16 protein-coding genes, 2 tRNA genes and 1 pseudogene are annotated in these 22013 nt (G+C 39.0%); 3 read left to right on the top strand and 16 right to left on the bottom strand.

Annotated elements, in window-relative coordinates; all coding sequences use genetic code 11:
- The first annotated feature begins 68 nt into the window (after positions 1-68).
- Together QME45_04475 and QME45_04480 are read left to right on the top strand one after the other, a co-directional pair.
- Positions 69-347 (top strand): transposase, encoded by a 279-nt coding sequence (locus QME45_04475; protein ID MDI6617920.1) that lies wholly within the window; start codon positions 69-71, stop codon positions 345-347.
- A gap of 11 nt (positions 348-358) precedes the next feature.
- Positions 359-1243, top strand: a complete 885-nt coding sequence (locus QME45_04480; protein MDI6617921.1) for an IS3 family transposase — start codon at positions 359-361, stop codon at positions 1241-1243.
- A 129-nt stretch (positions 1244-1372) separates the two neighbouring features.
- Here the strand turns inward: QME45_04480 and QME45_04485 are convergent, their stop codons facing one another.
- From QME45_04485 to QME45_04500, 4 genes and pseudogenes are all read right to left on the bottom strand, one after another.
- The gene (locus QME45_04485; protein MDI6617922.1) at positions 1373-1687 is read right to left on the bottom strand and encodes a hypothetical protein; all 315 of its coding nucleotides are present in this window, start codon (positions 1685-1687) and stop codon (positions 1373-1375) included.
- Positions 1688-1693: 6 nt separating this feature from the next.
- Positions 1694-2518 (bottom strand): annotated as a pseudogene (gene vanW / locus QME45_04490) (glycopeptide resistance accessory protein VanW).
- 454 nt (positions 2519-2972) lie between these two features.
- Positions 2973-3049 (bottom strand) — tRNA-Ala (locus QME45_04495).
- A gap of 23 nt (positions 3050-3072) precedes the next feature.
- A tRNA-Val gene (locus QME45_04500) sits at positions 3073-3148 on the bottom strand.
- Positions 3149-3450: 302 nt separating this feature from the next.
- Between QME45_04500 and QME45_04505 the strand changes: the two genes are divergently transcribed.
- Complete coding sequence (locus QME45_04505; GenBank protein MDI6617923.1) at positions 3451-3615, top strand: DUF3787 domain-containing protein; 165 nt, start codon at positions 3451-3453, stop codon at positions 3613-3615.
- Positions 3616-3710: 95 nt separating this feature from the next.
- Here the strand turns inward: QME45_04505 and nifJ are convergent, their stop codons facing one another.
- From nifJ to QME45_04565, 12 genes are all read right to left on the bottom strand, one after another.
- Positions 3711-7235: a pyruvate:ferredoxin (flavodoxin) oxidoreductase gene (nifJ, locus tag QME45_04510; GenBank protein MDI6617924.1), complete on the bottom strand. Its 3525-nt coding sequence runs from the start codon at positions 7233-7235 to the stop codon at positions 3711-3713.
- Between the two features lie 137 nt (positions 7236-7372).
- Entirely contained in the window at positions 7373-7999 is a 627-nt protein-coding gene (locus QME45_04515) for a DUF624 domain-containing protein (GenBank protein ID MDI6617925.1), read from the bottom strand.
- Positions 8000-8297: 298 nt separating this feature from the next.
- Positions 8298-9686: a radical SAM protein gene (locus tag QME45_04520; GenBank protein MDI6617926.1), complete on the bottom strand. Its 1389-nt coding sequence runs from the start codon at positions 9684-9686 to the stop codon at positions 8298-8300.
- Between the two features lie 199 nt (positions 9687-9885).
- Positions 9886-10527 carry a TetR/AcrR family transcriptional regulator gene (locus QME45_04525; protein MDI6617927.1) on the bottom strand — a complete coding sequence of 214 codons (642 nt, stop codon included), beginning with the start codon at positions 10525-10527 and terminating at the stop codon, positions 9886-9888.
- 218 nt (positions 10528-10745) lie between these two features.
- Entirely contained in the window at positions 10746-11402 is a 657-nt protein-coding gene (locus tag QME45_04530; GenBank protein MDI6617928.1) for a PilZ domain-containing protein, read from the bottom strand.
- Between the two features lie 39 nt (positions 11403-11441).
- On the bottom strand, positions 11442-12677 hold the full coding sequence (locus tag QME45_04535; protein ID MDI6617929.1) for a pitrilysin family protein: 1236 nt from the start codon (positions 12675-12677) through the stop codon (positions 11442-11444).
- Positions 12678-12764: 87 nt separating this feature from the next.
- Positions 12765-14057 carry a metallopeptidase TldD-related protein gene (locus QME45_04540; protein MDI6617930.1) on the bottom strand — a complete coding sequence of 431 codons (1293 nt, stop codon included), beginning with the start codon at positions 14055-14057 and terminating at the stop codon, positions 12765-12767.
- Positions 14057-15484 (bottom strand): TldD/PmbA family protein, encoded by a 1428-nt coding sequence (locus tag QME45_04545; GenBank protein MDI6617931.1) that lies wholly within the window; start codon positions 15482-15484, stop codon positions 14057-14059. The genes QME45_04540 and QME45_04545 overlap by 1 nt, the downstream gene beginning before the upstream one ends.
- 273 nt (positions 15485-15757) lie before the next feature.
- Positions 15758-17545 carry an ABC transporter ATP-binding protein gene (locus tag QME45_04550; GenBank protein MDI6617932.1) on the bottom strand — a complete coding sequence of 596 codons (1788 nt, stop codon included), beginning with the start codon at positions 17543-17545 and terminating at the stop codon, positions 15758-15760.
- Entirely contained in the window at positions 17545-19281 is a 1737-nt protein-coding gene (locus QME45_04555; GenBank protein MDI6617933.1) for an ABC transporter ATP-binding protein, read from the bottom strand. The genes QME45_04550 and QME45_04555 overlap by 1 nt, the downstream gene beginning before the upstream one ends.
- A gap of 455 nt (positions 19282-19736) precedes the next feature.
- Complete coding sequence (locus tag QME45_04560) at positions 19737-20858, bottom strand: ABC transporter substrate-binding protein (GenBank protein MDI6617934.1); 1122 nt, start codon at positions 20856-20858, stop codon at positions 19737-19739.
- A 345-nt stretch (positions 20859-21203) separates the two neighbouring features.
- Entirely contained in the window at positions 21204-21956 is a 753-nt protein-coding gene (locus QME45_04565) for an IS630 family transposase (protein ID MDI6617935.1), read from the bottom strand.
- Positions 21957-22013 lie beyond the last annotated feature (57 nt).

Genomic DNA, 22013 nt, shown 5'->3' on the forward strand with positions numbered 1-22013 from the left:
TGAGGTATACCAACTTTGACGGACACAGCTTCGTGATTATATAATAAAATCATGGAGGGGGACAGAAAATGGGAAGTAATAAGCAAAAGAGATACGATGAAGAATTTAAAGCAAGTGCCGTTAAAATGATAACCGAAAAGGGTAGAAAAATAAGTGAAGTTGCCAGGAGTTTAGATGTATCTGAGCCAGCATTAAGAAGGTGGCTAAATGCAGCTAAAGAGCCTGCTGACAATGAAGATTCAAGGATCAAGGAACTAGAGCAAGAAATTAGGAAGCTAAAAAATGAAAATGATGATCTAAAGGATACGGTAGACGTCCTAAAAAAATCAATCGCCATTTTTGTATAGATACAGAAAAAGTGCCTGTTAATGAAAAATACGAATGCATAGAGGCTAATAGTTCCGAGTGTTCTGTTGAGAAAATGTGCGAGATATTAAATGTATCTCGGAGTGGGTATTACAGCTGGGTCAAAAGGCCAGAATCCAATCGTAATATCAAAAATAAGCGCATTCTTGAAATACTTGAAAAAGCTCATAAAAAGGATGCAATGGCTGGCCTTGATTCATTGTGGCATGATGTATTAGAAAAAATACAATGCTGCAGGGGTACGGTTTACCGTATTATGAAAGAAAATGGAATCAGGTCAAAGCGCAAGCCAAAATGGAAGCAAACAACAAATTCTAAACATGATTTACCTATAGCTCCTAATTTATTAAACCAGAATTTTGATATTAAAACCCCAAATACAGTATGGGTTGGGGATATTACATATAATTGGACTGAAGAAGGCTGGCTATACACAGCCATAGTAAAGGATTTATGCACCAAAGATATTGTTGGTTATGCAATGAGCGACCATATAACCAAAGAATTAGCAATAAAAGCAATGGAAATGGCAATAAAACTTGAAAATCCGGGGCCAGGATTAATATACCATTCAGACCGAGGAAGTCAATATTGCTCAAATGATTATCAGTCATTACTCAAAAGCAATGGGATCATCCCTAGCATGAGTCGTAAAGGGAATCCATATGACAATGCAGTAGCTGAAAATTTCTTTAGCAACATGAAATGTGAATGCACTAACTTTTATCATTTTAAAACAAGAGCAGAGGCAAAGCAAGTTATATTTGAGTACATAGAAGTATATTATAATCGCCAGAGAAGACATTCTGGATGCGGTTGGCTTCCGCCAAAGAAGTACAAGCATATGCTATTACTATCTGCAAAAGAAGCTGCATAAAACTGTTTTGAACTATATCAAAAGTAGTTTTGAATATAGTCTGGTTAATGCAATTATGCCATGTTAAATTTTTACATAATATCAAATAATATCAACCGTATTGAAATCATATGAAATCAAGAGATATTATCACGAAACCGTGTCTATTTTACGCGGAAGGGCTGCAGTCACTTTATTATCACGAAATTCGAGCAGCCCGTGAATATTCCGATCAGGTGAAATGATTGCCGGAACGCAATCGTTGCTATCCATCCACGTGTCATTCTGAATTTTTTCAAGTGAGCCATAATATCTCAACCAGGTTCCCTGCCGAGTGATTCCAATCAATATGGTTTCATACTTATTTGGATTTAGGTTTGTTATTACAGAATAGGCGGATTGGAGAGAAACCTCATACTCTGTAGAACATCCGCCGAATAAAACGGCAACTCTTTTTCTTTTCATACGTTCACCCCTTTTCTTCTGCGATAGAGTCTCTTCCGGAATCAAATACCCAATTTCACATACATCTGTATAAAGAATATTTTCTGAGATAACTTGTTCAGATTTAATGTCTACCTTTTGCTGACAGACAGAAACCTGTTCAAAGGTTTTACCTCCTTTTTTGAAAAAACTTTTGTCACGATTAATAACCTCGTAACGTTGTCCTACAGCCTTATCCACAAAAATACGGCCATAAACATAATCTCCATCGATGGATATTTCAACTTGGAAGGTAAAACCAGTGTTGTTTTTGACCTTTAGATCCAGCCACCCTTCGTTGACTGTAGCGTCTACACCATCCGGCTCATCCTCATCAGGGGAAGGAAAATCCTTAATCTGATGAGGATGCCGTTCTACAATAGTGAGGGGGGTATGCAGGAACAGCCAGAATAGCAAATTGCTGAGATGACACAAACCGCCTCCCGGAACCGTGACCAATTCGCCATTCACCACACACAGACCGTCCTTGTACCGTTCATCTTTCTCGGCATATCTCACGAGCTGCCAGAATGAAAATGTTTCACCAGGGCGGATCAATATGCCGTTTACAGGCTCTGCGGCAAGGCGTAAATTAAACACCTTGTTTTCCTGATATTTCATGTCAAAACCTGTGTTTTCATTTAAAAGCATTGATTTGGCTTCATATATGCAAAAAGGCAGAATCTTCGAATCCTTTGTTTTCGCATAGCGATTTTGGTCAAAGTACATCTTGGCATAGAAGATTATTTTTCTTTGTGCCCTGCGGACCGGCAGTAAGAATGGAAACAATTGAGTAATTCTTTTTCTTCTCATATTCAGGACCCCCTTTCAGTAATATAAAAACCTGTCCGATTCGATAATTCCATCTTATCGAAATCAGACAGGCGGTATTGGAATTTCAGCTTATCAAAATCTTAAGAAGTGCTTACGAAGTATTTATTCTTTTCTTAAACTGTTGTACACTGCCAATGCATCGGGTGCTTATTCGCAGTCGGATAAATTTTATCTTCACTATTTCTCTGCATTAAAATAGCATGATCCTTTAATTCGTACCATAAAAAACAACCCCTTATTCTGTGCTGATATTATTCAGCCACAGAGCAAGGAGCAATATTAGAATTCCAGATTATAGACTTCTTAAAATTTTCTTATTTTCCAACAAAATTGGATATATTACTATAAAGGCTTACGTCAGCTTTGAGCTTAGGATGCCTTATTTACAAGGGCATTACTGTGAAGTCCGCTGAATTTACGGCACATTCAAATGTGGTGGAGACGAAGAGGCTCGAACTCTCGACCCCCACAATGCCATTGTGGTGCTCTCCCAAACTGAGCTACGTCCCCACATTTAGTGCTATAAAAACAAATGGTGGGGCGTACAGGACTCGAACCTGTGACTTTCACCACGTCAAGATGACACTCTGCCAGCTGAGTTAACGCCCCATAAAACTTTTCCGATAATCAAGCATATTTACGAAAAGTACAAATTATTTATATAAATATTTTATACAAAATCATGATAAAAAGCAATATATAAAAACAGGTAAAATTCGATTCGTAATATGAGCTCTATGTTATTTTGAACACTCATTCGTCGCTCAAAATAACATAATCCTATTTATGCCTGATTTCAAATTGCGAATTGGAGAGCAGGTAAAATTCGCCTCTACAACACATAGTTTTTTAAAGTATGATAATAATATTTATTGATAATATAAATGTTACCGGATAGGATGGTGAAGATCATGGCTAAAAAAAAATCCAAACGCAACATTTCGAAGCCTGTAGAAAAGCACGAAACAGCAGCATGGGCTGATATAGAAAAAGTAAAACCCGTCACAAATGTTTCCATGCCGAGTGAATCGAGCGTAAGGGACGCTAAAGATCACGTAGATTCAAACGAAAAGTAGGCGATAGCAAAAAAGCCGGAAAATGATGAATTCATTCTCAGGCTTTTTGTTTTAAAAAAGCTATCTATTCAATTCTCGATAGTTTATATTGTCTCTTACTTCCGTTCTGAAAGTTCCTTGTATTTTTCATATCTTTCCTTTGCATTATTCTCTGCAAGATTATACATCTCTTCCGCCCTGTCGGGGAACAGTTTCATGAGAGATGTATATCTTACCTCGCCGTTTAAGAAATCTCTAAAAGGAGCTTTTGGTTCTTTCGAGTCGAGTATAAACGGATTTTTGCCTTCCCTCTTTAGCTCCGGGTTATATCTGTAAAGCTGCCAGTATCCTGTTTCCACAGCCTTTTTCTCTTCCATTATGCTTGTTCCCATGCCGCTTCTTATGCCGTGGTTTATGCATGGAGAATAAGCAATTATAAGCGATGGCCCATGATACCCTTCAGCTTCCGAAATCGCCCTTATGGTCTGGGCCATATTGGCGCCAATGGCTATCTGAGCGACATATACATAGCCATAGCTCATCGCCATAAGCCCTAAATCCTTTTTCTTGGACTTCTTTCCCGCCGATGCAAATTTCGCTACTGCGGCTGTCGGCGTAGCCTTTGATGATTGGCCGCCTGTATTGGAATAAACTTCCGTATCCATCACAAGTATATTCACATCGTCGCCCGATGCCATAACATGGTCCAGTCCGCCATAACCTATATCATACGCCCAGCCGTCCCCGCCGAGCATCCACTGTGATTTTTTAATAAGATATTGTTTTTTTTCAAGTATTTCCTTGATAATCTTATTTCCCGAATAATTGTGTCCTTTCAATGCATCCAAGATCTTCTGTGCAGCCGATTTTGATAATGCGGCATCATCCATTCCGGACAGCCATTCCCTGAATGCATCCTTTATCATGTCATTAAACGACGCCTGTTGTATCCCTTCTCTCATGAGATCTGCCAGCCTCTCCCTCATCTGCCTTACGCCGAGAAACATACCATACCCGTATTCGGCATTGTCTTCAAATAGCGAATTCCCCCATGCCGGCCCCTTCCCCTGGGCATTCACGGTGTAAGGTATCGAAGGGGCACTTGCGCTGTATATAGATGAGCATCCGGTGGCGTTTGCAATCATCATACGTTCTCCAAAAAGCTGCGTCAAAAGCCTTACATATGGAGTTTCGCCGCATCCCGGGCAAGCACCGTTAAACTCAAATAATGGTTTTACAAACTGGCTGCCCTTTAAAGTATTTCTGTCCATCAAATCCTCCTTGGATTTCACGGTTACGGCATATTCCCAATTTTCAGCCTGCGCTTCGATCTGCTGCTCCGCCGGTCTCATTATCAAGGCTTTACCCGGCGCAGGACATATATCGGCGCAATTTCCGCAGCCTGTGCAGTCTAAAGGGCTCACCTGTATCCTGAACGCAAGACTTTCAAGCCCCTTGCCCGTGGCATTTTTTGCTAAAAATGTTGCAGGAGCATTTTTCATTTCTTCTTCATCCATCAGGAATGGCCTTATGGTGGCATGAGGGCATATATACGAACACTGGTTGCACTGTATGCACTTATCGATCTGCCATTCGGGGATCATGATGGCAATTCCGCGCTTTTCATATGCTGCTGTTCCGAGGGGAAATCTTCCATCCTCCATACCCTTAAATGCGCCGACGGGAAGATCGTCTCCCTCCATTTTTGCCATAGGTTTCTGTATCTTCCGGACAAACTCAGGTTCATCCTCCGGTACATTAACCTTGCTTTCCGCCTTGGTCCATGTGTATGGCACATTAACCTTTACCAAGGCATTCAAGCCCTGGTCAACGGCCATTTTATTCATGTTGACGATTTTCTCTCCCTTTCTTCCGTAAAGCTCCTCAATGGATTCCTTAAGATATTTTACCGCATCGTCAACAGGTATTATATTGGCAAGTTTAAAGAAAGCCGCCTGCATTATCATGTTTATTCTGTTGCCGAGGCCGATCTGCCCCGCAATACCTATCGCGTCTATAATATAGAAGTCTATATTGTTAAGCGCAATATATCTTTTTATCGATGCAGGCAGTTTGCCGTCAAGCTCTTCTGCCTTCCACGGACAATTGAGCACAAATTTCCCGTTCTTTTTAAGACCCTTCAATATGTCGTAATTGTATATGAAAGATTTGTTATGGCATGCTATATAATCCGCATTATGGACAAGATAAGAGGACCTTATGGGATTTTTGCCAAACCTCAAGTGAGAGACCGTCGTTCCTCCCGATTTTTTGCTGTCATATGAGAAATATCCCTGAGCATATAAATTTGTTTTGTCTCCGATGATTTTTATCGCCGATTTATTGGCCCCGACAGTTCCGTCCGAGCCGAGCCCCCAGAATTTGCAGCTTATAGTCCCCTGAGGCGCGGTATCTATCATTTCCCCTTCTTTTAAAGATGTTTTCGATATATCATCATTTATACCGATTGTAAATCCATTTTTAGGGTACACCTGTTTTAAATTGTCAAACACAGATATTATATGCGACGGTCTTGTATCCTTTGAACCCAGGCCATACCTTCCGCCGACTATCACAGGCTTCATACCGCTATTATACAGAGTTTCCACCACATCGAGGTATAAAGGTTCGCCCGATGCCCCTGGCTCCTTGGTCCTGTCAAGTACGGCTATTTTTTTAACGGTCCTTGGCAATACATCCATAAAATATTTTTGTGAGAAAGGCCTGTATAAATGCACAATTACACATCCGACCTTCTCGCCTTTCTTTGTGAGGTAATCCACCGTCTCTTCTATGGTCTCGCAGACCGAACCCATTGCAACAATTACATACTCCGCATCATTGGAACCATAATAATTGAAAGGATGATACTCCCTGCCCGTAATCCTTTTTATCTCCTTCATGTAATCATTGACAATATCGGGAGTCCTCTCAAAAAATGGATTTTGAGCCTCTCTTCCCTGGAAATATACATCAGGATTCTGGGCCGTTCCCCTGACCATCGGGTGTTCTGGATTTAAAGCCCTTTCCCTGAAATCCCTTATTGCATCAAAATCAACAAGCTTTTTGATATCTTCATAGTCGATTACTTCTATCTTCTGATATTCGTGGGATGTCCTGAAGCCATCAAAGAAATGTATGAAAGGCAACCTGGCTTTAATTGCCGACAAATGTACAACTGTCTCTAAATCCATAACCTCCTGTACGCTTGACGAAACGAGCATAGGCGCTCCCGTCTGCCTGCATGCCATGACATCCTGATGGTCTCCGAATATCGAAAGTGCATGGGTGGCAATGGCACGTGCGCTTACGTTTAAAACTCCGGGAAGCAGCTCTCCGACCATTTTATAAATATTAGGTATCATAAGCAAAAGGCCCTGTGAAGCTGTGAATGTAGTCGTAAGTGCACCTGCGGCAAGGGAGCCGTGCATTGCGCCTGCAGCACCTGCTTCGGACTGCATCTCAACAACTTTTACGGGCTGTCCAAAAATATTTTTTCTGCCCTTTGAAGCCCATTCGTCTACTTCTTCAGCCATGGGAGACGAAGGTGTTATGGGGTATATGACCGAAACGTCCGTCAAGGCATATGAAACATACGCTGCAGCGCCATTTCCGTCCATTGTTTTCATTTTATCTGGCATGATAATTCCTCCTGTGATGTTATTTTTACTGAATATAAATTTTAGCTAACCATAGTATTTGAAATTAATGAATTATCATGCATAGAAATGGGCAATTAACAACTCTTTACCATTAAAATTTTAACCGCCGTTCGTCCTTATTCCTCCAGCTCTTCCTTCTTTTTATCCGGAAAATATTTCTGGAATACGCGGTTTATTATATAATATGAAACGAGAGCATACGAGCTTACAAATATCAATATGAATAACCCCGGCACCTTGGAAAATAAATAGTATATTGCGACCAGCGATGCGACGCAGGTTATCGTACTGAAAATATGCTTGTTCCCTAAAAAGAACGACATTTTAAATATATTGCGGATGGTCATATTATATCTTGAAAGCAGTGGAAATACATACACGGATATTATTAAAAGCTCGATCAAAACGGCAATCTGCATTGGATAAATAAACTTTGCCATATTACCCATTAAGCTCACATTTCTTATGTTCACATACAGCACAAAAAATACAGCAACCATTATCAGCCATATAAAAGTACCCTGCTTAAAGTTCATTTTGAAACTTTTCCAGTAGTCCTTGAACGTGCTTATATCCTCATCTCTTACGACTTTGCCCATCACATAAAACAATGCGGTTGTCGATGCACCTATCGTAAATAACGGAATGCTGAATATGACCCATAAAAAATTCGTTACCATCAAGTAATATACGATCATTCCAAATTTATAAAACGGGCCATCTATCCTGAAAAAACCACTCATTGCAAATCCTCCTATAGTTTTGTCTTATAGCTTTATAATACAGCATCGATATTTTTACCCTGGCTTGAATTCTTTTCCCTCTGTATTATAAACCGTTATCTTTATTATATATAATTATAGATGCTTGTTTCAACAAAATATTCGAAAAATTTTCATGCAATATGAACCTATATTTTTTGAAACATCAGCCACCGCCACAAGGTATATAAAGGTTATTTGAAGAATATTATGGAAAGAGCAATTAGCAGGAAGTCCTTAGTGTCTGTTAACTTTAGGTGCAGGATAAAGAAAAACAGCCTTATGCAGGCTGTTCTTCTTTATCCTTCTTTTCCTTTTCTTCTTTTTCCTTTAATGTCTTCTCCCAGAGCTTATCCGCCGTAGGTTTCCACCTTTTAGCCGCAGGCATCGTCTTCTCCACGAGATCATCCACCGATTCCTCATCGACAAGCTGAGTTGAATGTGCTCCGGAATCATGGACCATTTGCCTTATAATCTCAGGATTATCAAACATCGGGCATGGCCTTAAATGATTAGTATTAAAAGGCTGATGCTTTTTATACTCCAAGAACAAAGGCGACTTCAAGGCGTCAAGCAAGCTTACGTCTTTTATGTTCACATTTGAATAATGTATAAACGCGCAGGGCTCCACATCTCCGTTTGCATTTATATGAAGATAATTTTTTCCTCCTGCGATACAACCTTTTACATATTCACCGTCATTCCAGAAATCCATTGCAAATATCGGTCTGGTCTCTCTGATTTCCCTTACACGATGGTACATAAACTCACGCTGTTCCGGAGTTGCAATAAGATCCGTCACAGCATCCTTGCCTATTGGAATATAAGTAAAGTACCAACCGAATTTGCATCCCTTTTTGACCATTAAATCGATATATTCATAAGAACCCACGACTTCTGTATTCTTACTGTGATAACAAGTCGAAAATCCGAAGATTATGCCGTGTTTCTGCAGAATATCCATTGCTTTCATGACTTTTTGGTATGTTCCTTTTCCACGCCTCATATCGGTTTCCTTTTCGAAACCTTCCACGCTTATGGCAAAACCCATGTTTCCAACCTTTTCAACTTCCTCTGCGAATTCCTCGTCTATCAAAGTTGCATTAGTGAAAGATAAGAACATGCAGTCGTTATGAATCCTTGCAAGCTCTAAAAGATCCTTCTTGCGCATGAGAGGCTCTCCGCCTGAATATATATACATATATATTCCAAGCTCTTTTCCCTGTCTTATGATACGGTCCAGAGTCTCGAAATCCATTGAAGAAGTTTTGCTGTATTCGGCAGCCCAGCATCCTGTACATTTAAGGTTGCAGGAGGATGTAGGGTCCATTAATATGGCCCATGGTATATTTATATTATATTTTGCCTTATTTTTATCAATTATCGGGTTCCCAACCATACCCGCATTGACCATGAAGTTTATAAGAAATTTTTTCTGCGTATTTTTATTTAATTCTTTAAAATACCTCTGAATTAATTTATTCCAGTTATTGTTCGGATCATTTACGATATTTCGAAACATTTCAATATCTTTTTTGTGTTGTTCCTTTGTGACAATCTTCTTTGCCCAATTGAGTAATTTAGGAAAATTTGCCATTGGATCCTTATCCAGATAACCGCAAGCTTCATTTACTAATGTTGAACTTATCAACTGTTTAACTGATTTCATTAATAATTCCCCTCCCCATGAATTTTATAATATTATATTTGCGGATAGGTTTATATATTACTTATTATGATTATAAACCTATGAGATTCAAATTTCAGGAATATGCATCCTGCCTCAAACAATATCCACTATATTATTCAAAGCATCACAATTTATCACTGGCGAATCGCCAACTGCCAATCAAATCTAATAAATATTTTTATCTGGCTGCCATTCCATTTTTCATAAGTTCAATCAGAGTCCTAATACCCTTTTCGGTTGATTTCATATCTTTGTCTAAAATATCTTTTCCTTTTTTTCTCTCATTATTCATGATATATTGCTTAAACCTGAATGAAGCAGCTGTCAAAAATATACAGAGCGTCTCATCGTCTATATCATTTCTTATATAACCTTTCTCTTTGCCTTCATGAATCAGCCTGATAACATATCCATCAGTAATGTTCATTATAGATTGAACGGATTCACCCGTAAGGTTTGCATATTTTCCCACATATATATCTTCGAAAAAAATGATAATTTCCCTTTCATCTTTTAACCAGAACAATATATCATTTATATTATTATAAAAATAATCAAATATATTGACATCGCTGTCCCTGGCAAGAAAATTCTCATATTTTTTCACTATCAATTCCGCAGCCCATTGTACGGAATATAGAAAGAGTTCTTTTTTATTGTCAAAATACTGATACATGCTGCCCTTTGCAACACCTGCCGTTTTTGCGATGCTTTCCATGTTTCCCTTTTCAAATCCGTTCTTTACGAATTCGCTTATTGCAGACCTTACAACTTTTTCCTGCTTTCGCACATCGAGATTAAAAAAAGTAACTTTCGGCACACCCCCACCTCTCAATCCTTCTGTCAGAATGTGACTGTGCAGTCATATGACTTTATAGTCATTATAACATTAAAAATACTAAATATCAACAAAAAGCAAAATAAAACTTGAATCTGGCGAATGAGTGTTCAAAATAACATAATCTTAAATTAAGAATCGAAGAAAATAAAAATATCCCTCATATATAATTTAAATGAGGGATATTTTTATCAATCGGTTCAATATATAATGCCTTTTCGTATCAGTTCTATTTGTTTTGCAAATATGTATTTTATCAATACCTGCCTTATATTCGGTTTTAAATCCTGAAATTCGATACCTATCTCATAAACTTTATTATTTTTAAGGGACGGACGGCACCTTATCACTCTGCCCTTCAACTTTTTATCATTCAAGTTGGGAATTTCTATCTGAATTTCCAGACCCGTACCTTTATCGAACCTGCTGTCGCATCCTATCTTCAGCCCACCGCCGCTTATGTCTATCGTATATGTCTCCTTCTTGATGTCCGTACCATCCACACTATAGCTTATCTTTAAAGGTACCGTTATGCCAAGCCTGAAGTAATCTCTTCGCTGCAGCTTTTTTATTTTTGAGACGGCATATATTTTTATGGAAATGCTGTTTTTATACTTAATCCTGTCTATCACTTTGCCATCAAAATAATACGCCTCTTCATTTCTAAAATATATAATCTTTACAACCTGATCCAGAGACAAATAAGTAAACTTTCCTGGCGCTACGGGCCTTGTAATTATGATTGTATTTTCATCGAGCACATCTTCCACTTTGCTTAAATACCGTTCTGAACTGCCGTCGGCGTCCAACCAAACTTCAATTTTTTCTCCCCTGCTTATTTCTCTTTTCTGCTTCAATTTTTCTTACTCCTTATTGACTTCTTTTAACCCGTAATATCAACTTCGGTTTAGAATATATATTACAGGTTTTTGCAAAACCTGTTTTGCCGTATTCTTTAAATCTTCAATATGGACATCCTCCATTATCGACAGATCCTTTTCATATTCTTTGGGATTGTTATAATTCAATTGACCCTCGAGCAGGTAATCTATCATCTGCTCGGATGATTCCATGGCGATCTCAATTTCAGTGATAAACATGTCCTTTATCATCCTGAGATTTCCTTCGTTCAAATATATGTTCCCGGCTGAAAATCTATCTACGATGCTGTCTATAATATTTAAGGAGTTTTTTAAATTTTCACAGGATACAGCCGCATATATGTAAAGCATCCGTATCTCAGGGATAAAATCTATATCGCTGTATACATTATAAGCATACCCTTTTAAATCCCTGAGCTCTCTGAAAAGGACCGAGTTAGGGCCTGAACCAAATTTTTTATTTAAAAGTGCAAGAGCGATCCTCTCTTTTTTATCCAAACTGTTTATATCGAATCCATATACAATATGGGACTGCGTTATACCTTTCTTATGTCTCAAAACTTTTCGATTGCTAAAATCGCGTGGAATGCTCACAATCTGTTTTGTTTTTTCTCCATGCCACCCCCCAAAGTATTTATAGACCATTGCCGCCATTTGTTCATGGGGAAATGAGCTTGCCGTGCATATGCATACATTGCCCGGGACATAGTTCTCTTTGTAAAACTTTTTCGCAGCATCCCTCTTTAGATGCATTAATGTTTTTCTTGTGCCTGTTATGTTGTATTTATACCAGTTTTCCTTAAACACCGTTTTGTATAATCCCGAATATGCAGCATTCTCGCAGTCATCCTTCTCCATTTTTATCTCTTCGGATATAACTTTTTTTTCAAGATTGAATTCCCTTCGGGGAAATGCCGAATTCATAAGCATATCCGAAATTATCTCGATGATCTGCTCGGCGCGGTTTTTCATTACACTGGCATTAAGTACCGTCTGGTGGTATGTCGTGTATATGTCGATATCCCCGGTGAGTTTTTCAATATCAGAATTCAATGCTGCCATGTCTCTCTTTGAAGTACCTTTAAAGAGCATATGTTCAACCAGATGTGAAATGCCGTTGTTATTTTCGTCTTCCAGCAAAGAGCCTGCCTTTATGCCTACTCCTATGGAGAAAATATCGCTTTCCCTGCAAACCGTTATCAACGTTAAACCATTGCCAAACACAGTTTTACTTATGTCCATGTCTTTCATTTATATATACCTCAATTTTAAGCTATCCAATGGAATGGCTCTCTTTTCTATTGCAGAGAACAATTCCATTGCCGCCCTTTCCAGCCGTTAATTTCCTGCAACAGATACGTTAAAAAGCTGTATGGTTTTAGGCCCATAAAAATTGTTCTGCTGTGATGTCTCCTTTGATAAAAACATATTTTTTTGAACATCCTGAATGCTTCCTGAAATGGAACCCCCGGTCACAGGTATCTTTTTATTCCCGTCAAAATACCATCCAAACCTTATCTCTCCGGCAAAATATCCCGTGAACTCATCCATCTGAAAGTCCGAAAATGCCAAAAGCTCAAGATACGGTTCCTTTTTCATATCATCTATGGATTTACTTCCGCCCTTTACTACAATATTTTTTATGGAACCTGTGGGTTCAATATTTAAATAATAAGAATGCATCGCATCCCCCCAGTATCTTTTAAGTATTCCATTCTCTATTATAAGAACCGGTTTAAGCTCTATGCCGTCATTATCATAAGGCCTTGAATCCGATGAATTCTTCAAACACGGATCGAGCACCATATTAACATAATCTCCCTGTACATTCTCCCCCTGTACTGTTTCGCCCACTTTGAACTGCGATATATTATCATATACCCCTCTGGCGCCTGATTGTGCGAAATAATATTTAAAAAATGTCGGGACTGACTCTCTTGTCAAAAGCACCGTAGATTTCCTAAGAGAGGGAGTTGGTTTTGCCACGGCCTTATTTTTAGCAAGATCCAGCAGTTCCCTGACATTTTCGCTTAAAATATCCTTGGCATCCCCGGCAAAGTTGACATACTTAAACAGCTCAACTTCTTCTTTTAAGCCCTTCCAGTCAACGACCAGTTCAAGCAGCCCATCCGAACCGGTATATGACACATCGACTCCTTCAGAGTTGACTATCCTTGTATAATCATTGTTCAGGAATAATTCACATGAGTTTATCCATCCATCGCTATTTACATCGTTTTTATATACTGCCCCTGACATCTCGTCTATCTGCTTTAATTCGGGAAGGTTGACATCTTTTGTTTTACCAGCCGATGGGCGTCCCTTTACCAGCGGATAGTATTTGCTTTTTACATATCCTGCGGAAAAAGCAGCACCTTTTATAACACTTTCTATTTCTGCTTCATCCATAGTTGGATGAACGGCCACTTCCGACGACCCCTTGTATTTTATGCCGTCTTCAGTGAAATCTTTGTAAACTGTGACTTTATATTTTTGAACTTCTTTGGCACGGCTCATATCCAGTTCTTTTTTTACAAAGAAAAGCTCCCTTGACTTTATATGATTCTCAACGATTTTCCAGCCCGTTATATCTTTAAAATTCGCTAACACCGATTCTATTTTTTCTATCATTACCCCAGCCTCGCTTTTGTTTTAATATATGGTCCGCCATCAGACACCTTTACATATTCTTTGTGGCCTTTTCCACATGCGCCCGAACCGAACAAGACTACATTTTCTGAAACCATCGATATGGATTTCAGAAGATCCGGAACATATCCTGTCATTATGACCGGAGAAACAATCCTGCCCGTAAATTTTCCGTCCTTTATTTCCCTTCCTATAAATAACATGCACTGTATCCCCCAGTTTTTGGGGTCCTCCATTCCGCTTTCAGCCCCATCCAGAAAATAACCGTACTTTATTGAAGATATCATGTCTTCAAGTTTATCATTTCCGCCGGAAAAGAATGTATTTGTCATCCTCGAATAGGCTTTTCTCTCGAAGGATTCCCTCTTGCCGTTCCCTGTAGGCTCCGTTTTGAGCTTTAAAGACGAAAGCAAATCGGAAATACCTGTTTTCAATATACCTTTATCGATTATAACGGTATCATGGGCAAGGGTGCCTTCATCATCAAACATATATGAGGAAACTTCTTTTGCAGCTGAAGCGCCGTCATGCATTGTTACATACTTCGAAGCGACTGGCTTTCCAATATACTCCGTGGCTTTTGCCCTTCTTTTGACGAACATATCCATTTCCACTCCGTGACCGAAGGCTTCATGCGCTATAAGCCCGGTTATTTCAGGCGAACATATCACATCATATTCGCCGGGTTCTATGTTGTCGGCATTTAATAATCCCTTCGCCGTTTCGATTGTTTCCCTTAAATAAGGCTCCACTTCATTGATAAGTTCTACTCCCTTTAATCCCGAAAAGACCTTGAAAAAAAACTTTTGTTTGCCGTTTTCCCGTACAAAAGGCACTATGTATGCCTGGCTCCATATATATGACTGCTGCAGGTCTTTTTTTGTGGATATAAATATTTTGGATACATGAACGCATTCATATGTGGCTCTGATATCCACTACTATATCCGACATATTTAAGCCTTCATCCTTAACCAGGTTTAACTTTTTTAAAATATCGCTGTCACTTACGTCAGCGGGGTCAATACCCACCTGTCCGGTATACGATTTTTCTATTTCCTTCTCCTGTATTAAAGGATACGAAGATATTTTTACCCTTCCCTTCATGTTGTTCAGGGAATCTAAAGCTATTTCAGTTATCCTTTTTGCAATCTCATCAACATTGTCCCCCGATATATCGTTGAATGAATACTCGAAATAGTTCACGCCGTTATAAATCCTCGCTACAAATCCTCTTTCAGTCCACATCGAATCTTTTATACTTACCCCTGTCTTTTTGACATCATACCTTTTCCCGAGAGTGTCTGTTCCGAGCACAGACACATAAGAAAACCGCCTCGATAGTTTTTGTACAAGCTCCTTGACGGCAGCTTTTTGTCTGTTTAAAAAATTAGACATCAAAACATCCATGTTTTATCCATACCTCCTGTTATTTATGCAAGATTTTATATTACAAACCATCAGTTTGGCGAACATTTAGGTTTAATAATCTAAGTCCAATTTTAGCATAAAATCGATGCCAAGCCATATTTAAAATATAATAATTATATAATTTCTCCATTTATTTTGCAATTCCTTTTAAAAAAAGGAGCATATCAAAATTATTTAAAGAATATTATTCTAATCATTAAATTTCGATATTTTTCTCATAATATTCTTCAAATAAAAATATGCATCCGATATTTACGCCTCTTCATTGAGGAACTTGTATTGAGCCATATAAAGGTCGTAATACAATCCCCTTCTTTTAAGGAGGCTCTCATGGTTTCCCTCTTCAATTATCTTGCCGTTATCAACTATCATTATTCTGTCTGCATCCCTTATGGTGGATAGCCTGTGCGCGATTACAAAAGACGTTCTGTTTTTCAGGAGCCTCTGTATCCCGCGTTGTACGAGCCTCTCGGTCTGGGTATCGATACTTGCCGTAGCTTCATCCAGTATGAGTATCCTTGGATCTGCAAGTATAGCCCTGGCGAATGAAATAAGCTGCCTCTGGCCTACCGAAAGCCTTGTTCCCCTCTCATTCACCTGCGTATCATAACCCTTTTCAAGCTTCATGATAAATCCATGGGCGTCTACGGCTTTCGCCGCATTTATGACTTCTTCATCGCTTGCATCCAGTTTCCCATATCTTATGTTTTCCTTAATCGTGGCTGAAAAAAGGAAAGTATCCTGCATCATAACGGCCATCTGGGACCTCAATGACTCTATTGTAAGTTCTCTGACATCCCTGCCGTCTATCAATACGCTGCCGCCTACGGTATCATAAAACCTGCTTATAAGGTTTACAATAGTAGTTTTGCCGGCGCCCGTAGGTCCTACCAGCGCTATTGTCTCACCGGGTCTTACCTTGAAACTTACATCGTCAAGGACGACTGTTCCATCCTCATATCCAAATGTCACATTCTTAAATTCCACTTCTCCTTTTATCAGGGGAGCATCCACCGCTTCCTTGCCATCTTCTATATCAGGCTTTATATCCATTATCTCGAATATTCTTTCGGCGGCGGCGAGATTTGTTACAAGCATATTATAGAAATTGCTTATATTCATTATCGGTCGCCAGAACATGGAGACATAATTTGCGAATGCGACAACTATGCCAACTGTTATGCTCCCTATGCCCATTAACTTTGCACTATACCAGTATACAAGCACCATACCCGCACCCGAGCTTATCTCGACTAAAGGCCAGAACATGTCGTTAAGTCTTACAGCATCGATAAACGATGCCATTTGAGTCTTAGCAAGGTCGAAAAACATTGAAGACGTTTTTTTCTCCGCCGCAAACGATTGGGTAACCCTTACACCTGAAAAATCCTCATGTATATACGCATTTAAATTGGACGTCTTCTTCCTGAAAATCTGCCATCTTTTACGGCTGACGGTCTGTATATAAAACATGAACGCAAACATAAATGGCAATATTGAAAATGAAACAAGCGCCAGCCTGTAATCCAGCGAAAGCATTATAATTATAACGCATAAGAAAGTAACCGTCTCGGGGATCAGGGTTGTTATGCTGCTTGTAAATAAATCCTGCAGTGAGTTCACATCCCCCATGACCCTTGCAAGTATTTTCCCGACCGGCCTGCTGTCAAAGAATGAAAATGTCAGCTTCTGTATGTGGTTATAAAGTTCCTGCCTTATCGTAAGAAGTATATTATTGGTCACTTTCGACATTGTAAATATCCTCAGCCTTGAACATATCATCGACAGGATATTCATAATTATCATTATGATTCCGATTATGATAAGCCCCTTGACATCACGGTAGCGTATATTATTATCTATGGCGATTTTTAAAATATACGGATTTAAAAGAGAACATATTACCACTATTGCCATATAGAATAAGGTCTTTGCAATCTCTATTTTATAATCTTTCATATATTTTAAAAGCCTTATTATAATCTTTATATTCACGCTTTTTTTGAGCTCTTCATCTTCTCTAAATGTATTTTTTGCCATTATATCACCTCTTCATTGTCAAATCCGATATCCTTAAACTGTTCGCTGAATATCTGGTAGTACCTTCCCTGCTTTTTTAACAACTCCTTATGGCTGCCGTGCTCTACGATCTGTCCGTTATCTATAATAAGTATCTCATCAGCATCTTTGACGGCAGATATCCTGTGGGCGATAATAAACGTCGTGCAGTCCCTTCTTCTGCGCTTTATGGCCTTGAGCACCTCATACTCCGTTTCCATATCCAGAGCGGATGTTGCATCATCCAGTATCAATATCCTGGCATTCTTTAGAAGCGCTCTTGCAATCGATACCCTCTGCTTCTGTCCTCCTGAAAGGCCGACTCCTCTCTCTCCAATTATCGTTTCGTAACCGTCTTCCATTTCCGATACAAATTTATCGACGGATGCATCCTTTGCGGCTTCCAATACATCTTCGTCCGATGCATTCTCACATCCAAACCTTATGTTTTCATTTATAGTATCTGAGAACAGGAAAGTATCCTGCATCACCACAGCCATATTCTCCCTTATAGTCTTAAGCTGCATATCCCTTACATCAAAACCGTCTATGGTAATCCTGCCTTCCGTAACATCATAATACCTTCCTATAAGGTTAATAATGGAACTTTTGCCGGAACCCGTAGCGCCCATTATCGCGATAGTCGATCCTTTTTTTGCATTTATATCGATATTCTTTAGAACATACGAATCGTTATATTTAAACGATACATTTTCAAAGGCAACGTCCCCCTTTATACTATCGACGTGCACGGGTTTTTCAGGATCCTTTATCGCCGGTTCGACATCCATTATTTTAAATATTTTTTTTGAAGATGCGCTGGCCTGGGCTATGACATTGGTTAAAAATCCGAGATTTCTCATGGGCCATATGAGCATCCATATATAGCCGTTGAACGCCACCAGTGTTCCTATGGATATATTTTCATTTATTACCAAAAGCCCTCCTATGGATACAACGGCTATTACCGTAAAATTTCCGAGGAATTCTATCATGGGATGGTATGTTCCCCATATCCTGGCCTGCTCAATACTCAGGTCCGCATTTTTTTTGTTATGCCTTAAAAATTTGCATATCTCATGTTTTTCCCTGCCAAATGCCTTGACAAGCCGTACCCCTGCTATATTTTCCTCCGCTGTCGTATTTAAAATAACCCCTTGATCGCTTAGCTTCTGGTATGCTTCGTCGACCCGTTTTTCAAGCTTGAATGCAATATACGCTATAAGAGGCATCGTAAACAAACTTATCAATGTCAATTTTACATTCAATGTAAAAAGTATGGCTCCGGCAGTTATAAAATATATGGCATTTTCAACAAACAGTCCTATGCCAAAGGATATGGATCTCCAGATATTGTCGATATCCCCCGTCATCCTCGACATAAGCTCCCCTGTACTCATGTTATCAAAAAACTTAAACGGGAGCTCTTGTATATGGTCAAATAAATCCTTTCTCAAATCGACCGCAACCTTTGAGGAAAGTATATCGTACATATATTCTTTGACATACCCGAGCACCATCCTTCCGGCAGATACACCGCCTACTCCCGCAAGAACCATCCACAGTATATTCAATTGCTTTTTTAATATTACCTTGTCGACAAACGTACCTGCGATATATGGATTCAGCATGTCCAGAACCACACCTAAAAGCATGGCGCAGAAAGGTATGATCAAAAACAGTTTATACTTCCATATATATCTAAAAACTCTCTTCACTAAAACACCCCCTGATAAATAAATCCCCTTCCTGAATATTCATTGATCATTTTCCTGATTGCATAAACCCCGGCTAATCCTTTAGCAAAACATTCCTTTTAAAATACAGGCATAAAAAAACCATGGACTCCCATGGCATATTCTAAAAAAATAAAGACCATGGGACACAACCCATGGCCTTTTTTATCTGACGATCTAAATAAATGCTTGCAAAAAGGCAGGGCTGTAGTGTGTATATACCTGTGTTCTCATCTTAATCGATACTATTAACATATTCCTGCCTCCCTTTCAATTTATTGATAAATAATAATAAAATTAGCAACCTTTTACTATTATACTTTATAGTACAAGCCAATGTCAATAAGAAAAAAATTAATTTTATCGGCCAATATAAACTTATGTTTTTTTAGCAGCGCAATGAACGGAATTTTGATTAACCGTCCCCTGCTACCCTGCTATTTCTTGTTGCTATTATAGTTTTCAATTGCGCTGTTTATAGTCTTTGCGGCATTTTCTATCGCCTGATCAGGCGTCTCCTTGTTCTGGAGCATTTTCTCTATTTCAGATTCAACTGTCGCCCTCGCCTCCTGGAATACTCCGACACAGCCGCCCTTTGTCGCCTCTGTAAGAGCCGTGCCATGAAGCTGGTCTATGGCCGTTTTAAACTGCGGGAACTGTTTCAGATGATCCTGCATCGACTGAAGATCATAGGCTTTTGTAGTCACAGGAAAATAACCCGACTGGCTATTCCATATTACTTGTTGTTCAGGCGAAATCATGTATTTTATAAATTCCCACACCGCTTTCTGTTTCGATTCATCTCCATTGTTTATAGCCCATAAAGATGCACCGCCTATAATTACGCTGCCTTTATCCTTGCTCTCCGAAATACTCGGCAGATATGCAGTACCAATTCCAAACCTGTTTCCGGATCCTTTAAGCAATCCTGCAAGTGCTGCAGTCGATTCTATTATCATGGCAGTTCTTCCGGCTATAAAAGCATTTTTTGTATCGTCGGTTTTTCTCCCGAAGTTTCCAGCATTGCCTGAATCCACAAGTTTCTTCCACTCATTTAACAAGTTTAACGCACCCTGCTTAGCGTCCCCCTTGTCCCAGACTACTACCGTAGCCTTTCCCTGCCTTCCGTTAGAATTGTCTACGTAATCATACCCTTGGTATGCAAGGAACTGCTCAAAAAACCATCCATATATGGCCATTGCATAACCATACCTGGTAACTTTTCCTGAAGAATCTTTCTTTGTCAGCGCCTTCGCATATTGTTCAACTTCTTTGAAATTTACAGGTCCCTTTTCCGGATCAAGGCCCGCCTCTTTAAATGCGTTCTTGTTATAGTACAAAATAGGCGTTGATGAGTTGAAAGGCATCGAATAGAGCTTGCCGTCAACCGTATAATAGCCTAAAAGGTTGGGCTCGAGAGTCTTTATATTAAAACTCTTGTCGGCATCTATAAGATTTTGCATCGGTACCACCCATCCGCTGTCTACCATAAACCTCGTACCTATGTCATATACCTGAACTATATCAGGGCCATTTTTGCCTTGCATTGCTGTTTTCAATTTATATAAACTAGGTTTTTAAAGTACTAATTATTTGACAATGATTAGTAAATGTAGGCGCACATCCTTTTAACTTTAGCATGGCATCTTTGGATATTCATAAAATATTTTCTAATGGCATTTACAATATGGTTTATAGATTCAAATAAGTGGTTGTGTGTAAAGCAGTGTCTTATGTTCTTCCAAAGGTGCTCAATTGCATTCAAGTCAGAACTATAAGGTGGAAGAAACTTAAACTCAATATTTTCAAGGGTTTCAGCGTATTCTTTTACAGTATTGGTATGATGATATCTTACATTATCAAGCAAAAGAATTACCTTTTTGTTCTTGTATCGTTTTGATAGCTTATTTTAAAAAATTCTTGAAAGTATCGGAGTTGCCTACATCATAGGTAGAATAATATACATGGCCATCTGAAGGATTAACAGCACCAAACATTACTTTTCTTTTGCGTGGCCCGCGGCTACCTGTTGGAATAACAGGTTGATTACCTTCAAGTGCCCATTTACGAGTAGTTGTAGGTTCATCTGTAATAATAGCTTCATCTTCATAAAGTATAACCGTATTACTGTCCGATGTTTCTATTAAATCTTTAAGTTCTTCTTTAAACTGCTCTTGCAGCTTAGGATTAGCATTACGGCTTTGTTTCTTTGGTCGCTGGAGAGTAAAACCAAGATTGTGAACAACATCATACAAACTTGCTGTTTTATAATCTACCTGAAGTTTTTTATCGATCCACAGTTTTAGCAATGGAATTGTCCAGTTACTATGGTTAAAACCGCAGTCCATAGGAGATTTTTGCAGGACTTCTTTTACAAGTTGTTTTTGCTCATCTGTAAGGTAACCTGCAAAATATCCACCTCGTGTATCTTCCAAGCCAGGGAGACCACTCTCATTATATCTATGAATCCATTTACGGACATAGCGGTCTGACTTGTGCAGATTTTCTGCAACTTCACAGCTTGTTAATCCATCCCATGTTTGCAGAATCGCTAAGAGTTTAATCTTCATTGCTGCATCATCAATATGGTCATATATATCTTTAAGTTTTCTATAACTGTAGTATCTATGAGATATCTCAAGTTTTCTTCTGCTCATAATATCAATCCTTTTTATTTTTGATATTATGATGTGCATGTGCAGTTATATGATGTA

This window comes from Clostridiales bacterium (genome assembly GCA_030016385.1).
Taxonomy (GTDB): domain Bacteria; phylum Bacillota; class Clostridia; order Clostridiales; family Oxobacteraceae; genus JASEJN01.